The sequence below is a fragment of the Hydrocoleum sp. CS-953 genome (assembly GCF_002260545.1).
Lineage (GTDB): Bacteria > Cyanobacteriota > Cyanobacteriia > Cyanobacteriales > Microcoleaceae > Trichodesmium.
This window is the reverse complement of record NZ_LGSU01001165.1, coordinates 1-7,475: the sequence shown is the minus strand read 5'-3', so window position 1 is coordinate 7,475 and position 7,475 is coordinate 1. Positions and strand designations below refer to the sequence as shown.

Genomic DNA, 7,475 nt, shown 5'->3' with positions numbered 1-7,475 from the left:
TGTTAATTACTTAATAATTGAAGTATCACAATTCGTATAGCATTACTTTTGGTACTTGGTATAACGAGTTGGTTTTAAAGGAAAAAATAAAAAACAACAATGTACTATTGTATAACAATCTGGTAACTATTTAATAGGTTTTTTTTGGCTGTTGGATAGTTATCAAAATTGCTGAAGTGAGGATGTATTTTTTAATTTGATTTTATGGCAGGACATAGTAAGTGGGCAAATATTAAACGCCAAAAAGCAAGAGTTGATGCTGTTAAAGGGAAAGTTTTCGCTAAAGTATCTCGCCAAATTATTGTTGCTGCTCGTAGTGGTGCTGACCCCGCTGGTAATTTTCAGTTACGCACGGCGATAGAGAAGGCGAAGGAGGCAGGTATTCCTAATGATAATATTGAGCGGGCGATCGCTAAAGGTTCGGGTCAGTTAAATGATGGAAGTCAACTGGAGGAGATTCGTTATGAGGGTTATGGTGTGGGAGGTATAGCTATTTTAATTGAAGCACTGACAGATAACCGTAACCGTACAGCAGCAGACCTGAGAAGTGCGTTTACTAAAAATGGTGGTAATTTGGGTGAGACTGGTTGTGTTAGTTGGATGTTTGACCAAAAAGGTGTGGTGACTATTAAGGGGTCTGTTGATGAGGATGAGTTATTGGAAGCATCTGTGGAAGGGGAAGCAGAATATTATGAAATGATTTCGGAAGATGATTTTCAGGGTGCAGAGGTATTTACTGAAACTACTAATTTGGAAAATCTCAGTCAGGTATTACGAGAAAAAGGCTTTGATGTAAGTGAGGTAGAGTTTAGGTGGATTTCTAGTAATACTGTTGAGGTTACTGATGCGGACCAAGCTCGATCGCTGCTCAAGTTAATGAATGCTCTTGATGACCTTGATGATGTCCAGAATGTTACAGCTAATTTTGATATAGCAAATGAGCTTGTTTCTAGTGTTTTAGTTTAGATTAGATATACAATTCTTTCCCAGGCAATTTGTCTGGGAATTATCGTTTAATAAAAGTATCTTATTTTAGATGAATAATAATCATAGATATTTAGAAAATAACCGTGAAGATGATGTATATTCATTTGCTTCAGGAATATTTAAAGTAAATCAAATTAGAAAAGTTATGTCTGATGTGATTAAAAGCTTATTGCAAAAACCAGTAAACGAAGGGGTGTAGAAATTAAGACCCAGTATTATAATTCTAATACTAGAAGTAGGGGTGAATATCAATGGTTTGGTGATGGTGTAGATTGTTAATTATTAAGAATAGGAAGTGATGGTTGGCAAAAGGGAAAAATGAGAGTTAGAGTTATTGTAGAATTTTGTCCAGATGAACCTAATACCGATGAATCTCCTTTAGATGATATTCGACAGAGAGATAATTATCAAAACTTATAATAATTCAATGAAGGGCAAAGTTCGTATAGTCTAAAAACTCTAATTGCTCAAGAATAATTTGCTAAATAATTTAGTATTTTTAGGTTTGGTTGAAGAAATATAACTTTCTCCCTTTAGAGATAACCTAACAAATATTATGTTTAGAGTTGTGTTGCTCCTGGAAATAAGCTTCAGTTATACCAATTCCCATGCATTAATGCTATACTTGGGTAACACTTCAGCTATTAAGTAATTAATACAGGCTAAATCACCTTTGTGCTAATTTAAGGTGATTTAACGTTCATTATTCTTACTTTTACTTCTCCCCCACTTCCCTACTCCCTTGCTCAAGTAAATATAGAAAAGTTGTTGATAAATGATACTACATAGGACTTACGCAAAGACCATGTATATAGTGTTCAAAACTAGAACGTTATAGTTTTTTGACTCTATATATAGTACCTCTGCGTAAGTCCTGTTATATAAAATCCGGTTATACAGTAATTGCAAAATTACTTTCTCAACTGACAGATGTTGTATTGAATACGAATTGAAAAATTCATACTATTCAAATACTTTCTTTCTCCTGACTCCTGTAGAGGCGTTAACAATAGTTATGCGAAGCTAACGGCCGTTTCGCTGCGCGACATGAAACGCCCCTACGAATCCTGACTCCTAAGTGGTACGATAACTAATTACCCGGATTCTATATTACAGTTTTTTTCTCCAACCCTACCTACCTGTTATAATTAATTAACTATAGTAAATTCAGACATAATAGTTAATAACAAAAATTATGTCGAAAGCTTGGTCAAAATTGCTTCCACTGCTGGAGGTAAACGACGCATAATTTTGCCTTTTTCTTTGTCAACAGTTACTAATGTCACTTTCGCAGTAACATACAATTCTTTACCATCCAAAGATTGAATTTGGTAATCCCAATCCAACCTCACCCCTTCACTATTTGCCATCCGGGTCTTCACTACAACTACCATACCCAACTTCACGGGTTTATGATACCTTACCGAAAGTTCGACTACTGGTAAATCACAACCAAGGTTAACCAACTCAGCAAATTCAATACCAATGGAACGCAAACTTTCGACTCGCGCCTCCTCCATCCAGGAAATATAAGTTCCATGCCAAACAATANATCCAACCTCACCCCTTCACTATTTGCCATCCGGGTCTTCACTACAACTACCATACCCAACTTCACGGGTTTATGATACCTTACCGAAAGTTCGACTACTGGTAAATCACAACCAAGGTTAACCAACTCAGCAAATTCAATACCAATGGAACGCAAACTTTCGACTCGCGCCTCCTCCATCCAGGAAATATAAGTTCCATGCCAAACAATACCAGCATAGTCTGTATGATGTGGATGGACCCGAACTACATATTCAAACCAGACTTCCGGTTTTTGAATGGACTGACTTTCAATTGCACTGGTAGGTAACTGAGGTTGAGATTGTTCTGATGAGGCCACTTTACAAAAATTTCTAAAACTCTACATTTCTAAAACTTACCATTGCCATTAGGGATTTATGCTAGTTTGAAAGACTATTATTATCTGATTCGCTTAACTTAAGATATGATAAACAAAATTTTGGTAGCTGTTGCTGGTCGGGGATTATGTGAACAGATGTTCAATATGTTGATAGAAATTCCCTATTTTCAGGCAGCATCTGTGACTGTATTGCACGTTGTACCCCCTCAAGTAAGTTCAGAAGGTATGTCCGCCAAGTTAGAGGAAGGTGGAAAAATTCTGGCAGAGGCCGTGGACTCTTTAAGGGTAGATCCAAAAAAAGTCAATCCTCGACTCAAGCAAGGAGACCCTAAAGATATTGTTTGTCAAGTGGCTGATGAAGAAGAATCTGAGCTGATTATTATGGGTTCCCGGGGATTAGGCAAACTGCAAGCTATTCTGGAAAATTCGGTTAGTCAATATGTTTTCCAGTTAACTTCCCATCCAATGCTACTGGTAAAAGATGATGTCTATGTCAAAAAAATTAAGCGGGTGATGGTTGCTCTAGACTCATCAGAAGAAGGGAAAAATTCTCTAAACATGGGCATTTCCTTGGTGAATCAAATTCCTGGGGGAGAATTAATTTTGAGTCATTTGAAGAAAGATATAAGTGGAAAATCAAGTCAAGATTATACTGCTGATGCCGAAAAAGATCCTGTTATAGTCGAAGCTTTAAAAGAAGCGAAAAGAAAGGGTATTCAAAAATATCGCTGTGTGAGTGGCAGTGGTAAGCCTGGGCCGGAAATTTGTAAAATCTCCCAGGAATTGAATGTGGATCTATTAATAGTGGGTTCTCCTGATCGCCGTCCATCAAGTGCTAAGAGTCTGATAGACCTTGATAGACTCTTAGGAGATTCTGCATCAGACTATGTAAGGGTTTATGCTAATTGTCCTGTATTGTTAGTCCGTTAAAGTATGATTTATAGGACTTACGCATGAACCATGTATATAGAGTTCAAAACTATAACGTTATAGTTTTTTAACTCTATATATATTATATATATAAACTATAGTACCTCTGCGTAAGTCCTCATAAAAAAGAAAATTCCAGATTTTCAAGCCTCCGACTTCAAGGGGAGGTACTGATATAAGTCATAGATTACTTTTGACTTTTGACTTACACATAGAGCTATAGAATGGTCAAATCTTTGCCCACCCAACGCTAATTTTTGGTCAATATACTTTACAATCAGCAATATAACTAAGGGAATAAAATAGGATTTCATACCATTATTGGGACAATCCAGCCTCAGCTAAGGGCCAGCCTATCAGTTATCAGTTATCAGTTATCAGTACCACTTGCTGAAACTTAGAGACTTGAAATACTGAAGTTGATTTTCTCTTGGTCGGATTAGATATGGCGAAGTCTCCTCCCCATCTCACCCTACGGGAAGCTCGGCTTTTCATGTCGGCTCAAGCGCCGAAACGACCGCTTTTTTCCCNCAATATACTTTACAATCAGCAATATAACTAAGGGAATAAAATAGGATTTCATACCATTATTGGGACAATCCAGCCTCAGCTAAGGGCCAGCCTATCAGTTATCAGTTATCAGTTATCAGTACCACTTGCTGAAACTTAGAGACTTGAAATACTGAAGTTGATTTTCTCTTGGTCGGATTAGATATGGCGAAGTCTCCTCCCCATCTCACCCTACGGGAAGCTCGGCTTTTCATGTCGGCTCAAGCGCCGAAACGACCGCTTTTTCATCCCCGATCCAAGGCGAGGCTATTGACCTTATTGTTTGGTCAAATAAATACCCTATGTGTAATACTAAAAGAGTACAATTTGTAACATCTGACAAAAGAGTTAAACATGAAAAAAGACCTCACTAAATATCGCAACTTCGGCATCTTCGCCCACGTTGACGCGGGCAAAACCACCACAACAGAAAGAATATTGAAACTAACCGGAAAAATCCATAAAATCGGTGAGGTCCACGAAGGTGCCGCGACAACAGACTTTATGGAACAGGAGCAAGAGCGGGGCATTACGATTCAGTCTGCCGCTACAAGCTGTTTCTGGAAAGATTGCCAATTAAATATTATTGATACCCCTGGCCACGTTGACTTTACCATCGAGGTATATCGTTCTCTCAAGGTACTTGATGGTGGTGTAGGTGTATTCTGTGGCTCTGGTGGTGTAGAACCCCAATCTGAAACTAACTGGCGTTATGCTAATGATTCTAAAGTTGCTCGGATTATCTATGTAAATAAGCTTGACCGGACAGGAGCAGATTTCTACAGAGTTGTCAAGCAGGTTGAAGATATACTCGCGGCCAAGCCATTAGTAATGGTATTACCAATTGGTATTGAAACTGAATTTGTGGGAGTTGTGGATCTACTAACCCGCAAGGCTTGGGTTTGGGATGATTCTGGAGACCCAACCAAATACGAGATTAAAGACATTCCAGAGAATATGACTGATGATGTCGAGAAATATCGGGAAATGTTGGTTGAAACTGCTATTGAGCAAGACGATGATGTAATGGAAAAATATCTGGAAGGAGAAGAACCAGATGTTGACACCCTGAAACGTTGTATTCGTAAGGGAACTAAGGATCTGGCTTTCTTCCCCACCTACTGTGGCTCATCTTTCAAAAATAAGGGCGTCCAGTTGGTACTTGATGCAGTTGTAGATTACTTGCCTAACCCCACTGAAATAAAACCACAACCTGAGATTGACCTAGAAGGTCACGAGACTGGTAACTTTGCCTATGTTGATCCAGAAAAGCCTCTGCGTGCTTTGGCCTTTAAAATTATGGACGATAAATATGGTGCTTTGACCTTTACTCGCATCTATTCCGGTACTTTGTCTAAAGGTGACACAATTCTCAATACTTTTACAGGTAAAACTGAGAGAGTTGGACGTTTGGTAGAAATGCACGCCGACTCCCGCGAAGAAATTGAATCTGCTCAAGCAGGGGACATTGTTGCTATTGTGGGGATGAAGAATGTGCAAACTGGCCATACTCTCTGCGACCCCAAACAACCCGCTACTTTGGAACCGATGGTGTTCCCTGACCCGGTAATTTCTATTGCTGTGGCAGCTAAGGACAAAGGTTCTGTGGAAAAACTGGGTTTGGCATTGAGTAAAATGGTTCAGGAAGACCCATCTTTCAGAGTTGAGACAGATGCTGAAAGTAACGAAACCATCATCAAGGGTATGGGTGAATTACATTTGGATATTAAAGTTGATATTCTCAAGCGGACTTATGGGGTTGATGTGGAAGTTGGTAAACCACAGGTAGCTTATCGTGAATCTATTACTAAGCGTCTTGAAGATAGTTATACTCACAAGAAGCAGTCTGGTGGTTCTGGTCAATTTGCTAAGATTGATTATGTGATGGAACCTTCTGAAACTGGTGAAGGTTTCCAGTTCGAGTCAAAGGTGACTGGTGGAAATGTTCCGAGAGAATTTTGGCCTGCTGTACAAAAGGGCTTTGAGTTTAGCTTTGAAAAGGGTATGTTAGCTGGTTATCCTTGTGTGGATATGAAGTTCACATTAACTGATGGTGCTTTCCACCCGGTTGACTCCTCAGCGATCGCTTTTGAAATTGCTGCGAAAGCTGCTTATCGTCAGTCTTTTTCTAAAGCTGCTCCTCAGTTGCTGGAACCGATAATGAAGGTTGATGTGTTTACTCCTGACGATCATGTTGGTGATGTTATTGGAGATATTAACCGTCGTCGGGGAATGATTAAGTCTCAAGATTCGACAGCAACTGGTAGTCGTATTAAAGCAGATGTGCCATTGAGTGAGATGTTTGGCTATATTGGTGACTTGCGGACTATGACTTCTGGTAGAGGTCAGTTCTCAATGGAGTTTTCTCATTATGCACNGTTGATGTGTTTACTCCTGACGATCATGTTGGTGATGTTATTGGAGATATTAACCGTCGTCGGGGAATGATTAAGTCTCAAGATTCGACAGCAACTGGTAGTCGTATTAAAGCAGATGTGCCATTGAGTGAGATGTTTGGCTATATTGGTGACTTGCGGACTATGACTTCTGGTAGAGGTCAGTTCTCAATGGAGTTTTCTCATTATGCACCTTGTCCTAGTAATGTTGCAGAAGTGGTAATTAAGGAAGCTAAAGAGCGTCAAGAAGCTAAAGCTAAATAAGCATTCAGCAGTGAGCAGTCAGCTATCAGCTATCAGCTATTTTCGTAGGAAAAGCTGAATGCTTGGTTAATTTGAACATATACAGGGCGGAGAATTTAAGTATTGATGCCCTGTATTTTTTTATTTTTGACTGGAGAAAGGCTTTGTTGCATGAAACTATATAGGGCTTGCTGATTAAATATCAAAGCATTGACGAATAAAGGTTTGAGCAATTTTAGGTCTGGAAAAAGTACCAGCTTTTTGGTTGATCAAGCAGAAATTGTGAGCATTTTGGGTAGATTATGGCAGAAAAATCACTCTTACTATTCTTCCTCCTGCCTCCTCTATAATTCCCATTCCTCCTGAGGACTGTACGGGCGTTAACGATAGTTATGCGAAGCTAACGGCCGTTTCGCTGCGCGACATGAAACGCCCCTACGACTCCTGAGGACTACCCT

General features: G+C 39.3%; 5 protein-coding genes and 3 pseudogenes. 6 read left to right on the top strand and 2 right to left on the bottom strand.

The features are described from left to right. Positions 1-204 precede the first annotated feature (204 nt). From AFK68_RS18645 to AFK68_RS18640, 3 genes are all read left to right on the top strand, one after another. Entirely contained in the window at positions 205-966 is a 762-nt protein-coding gene (locus tag AFK68_RS18645) for a YebC/PmpR family DNA-binding transcriptional regulator (protein WP_094674056.1), read from the top strand. Positions 967-1,036: 70 nt separating this feature from the next. Then, complete coding sequence (locus tag AFK68_RS37025; RefSeq protein ID WP_168186541.1) at positions 1,037-1,186, top strand: hypothetical protein; 150 nt, start codon at positions 1,037-1,039, stop codon at positions 1,184-1,186. An 89-nt stretch (positions 1,187-1,275) separates the two neighbouring features. Then, positions 1,276-1,407 (top strand): KGK domain-containing protein, encoded by a 132-nt coding sequence (locus AFK68_RS18640; RefSeq protein ID WP_256386605.1) that lies wholly within the window; start codon positions 1,276-1,278, stop codon positions 1,405-1,407. A 773-nt stretch (positions 1,408-2,180) separates the two neighbouring features. Here AFK68_RS18640 and AFK68_RS18635 read toward each other — a convergent pair. Beyond that, positions 2,181-2,538 (bottom strand): annotated as a pseudogene (locus AFK68_RS18635) (acyl-CoA thioesterase); the annotation flags it as partial. 1 nt (position 2,539) lies between these two features. After that, the coding region (locus tag AFK68_RS18630) for a thioesterase family protein (RefSeq protein WP_210407491.1) at positions 2,540-2,878 on the bottom strand (339 nt) is incomplete at its 3' end. Between the two features lie 105 nt (positions 2,879-2,983). Here AFK68_RS18630 and AFK68_RS18625 point away from each other — a divergent pair. The 3 genes and pseudogenes from AFK68_RS18625 to AFK68_RS18615 form a co-directional block, all read left to right on the top strand. Beyond that, the gene (locus AFK68_RS18625; RefSeq protein WP_094674052.1) at positions 2,984-3,829 is read left to right on the top strand and encodes a universal stress protein; all 846 of its coding nucleotides are present in this window, start codon (positions 2,984-2,986) and stop codon (positions 3,827-3,829) included. 903 nt (positions 3,830-4,732) lie between these two features. Next, positions 4,733-6,755 (top strand): annotated as a pseudogene (fusA, locus tag AFK68_RS18620) (elongation factor G); the annotation flags it as partial. 1 nt (position 6,756) lies between these two features. Beyond that, positions 6,757-7,038, top strand: a pseudogene (locus AFK68_RS18615) (elongation factor G); the annotation flags it as partial. Between the last annotated feature and the right edge of the window lie 437 nt (positions 7,039-7,475).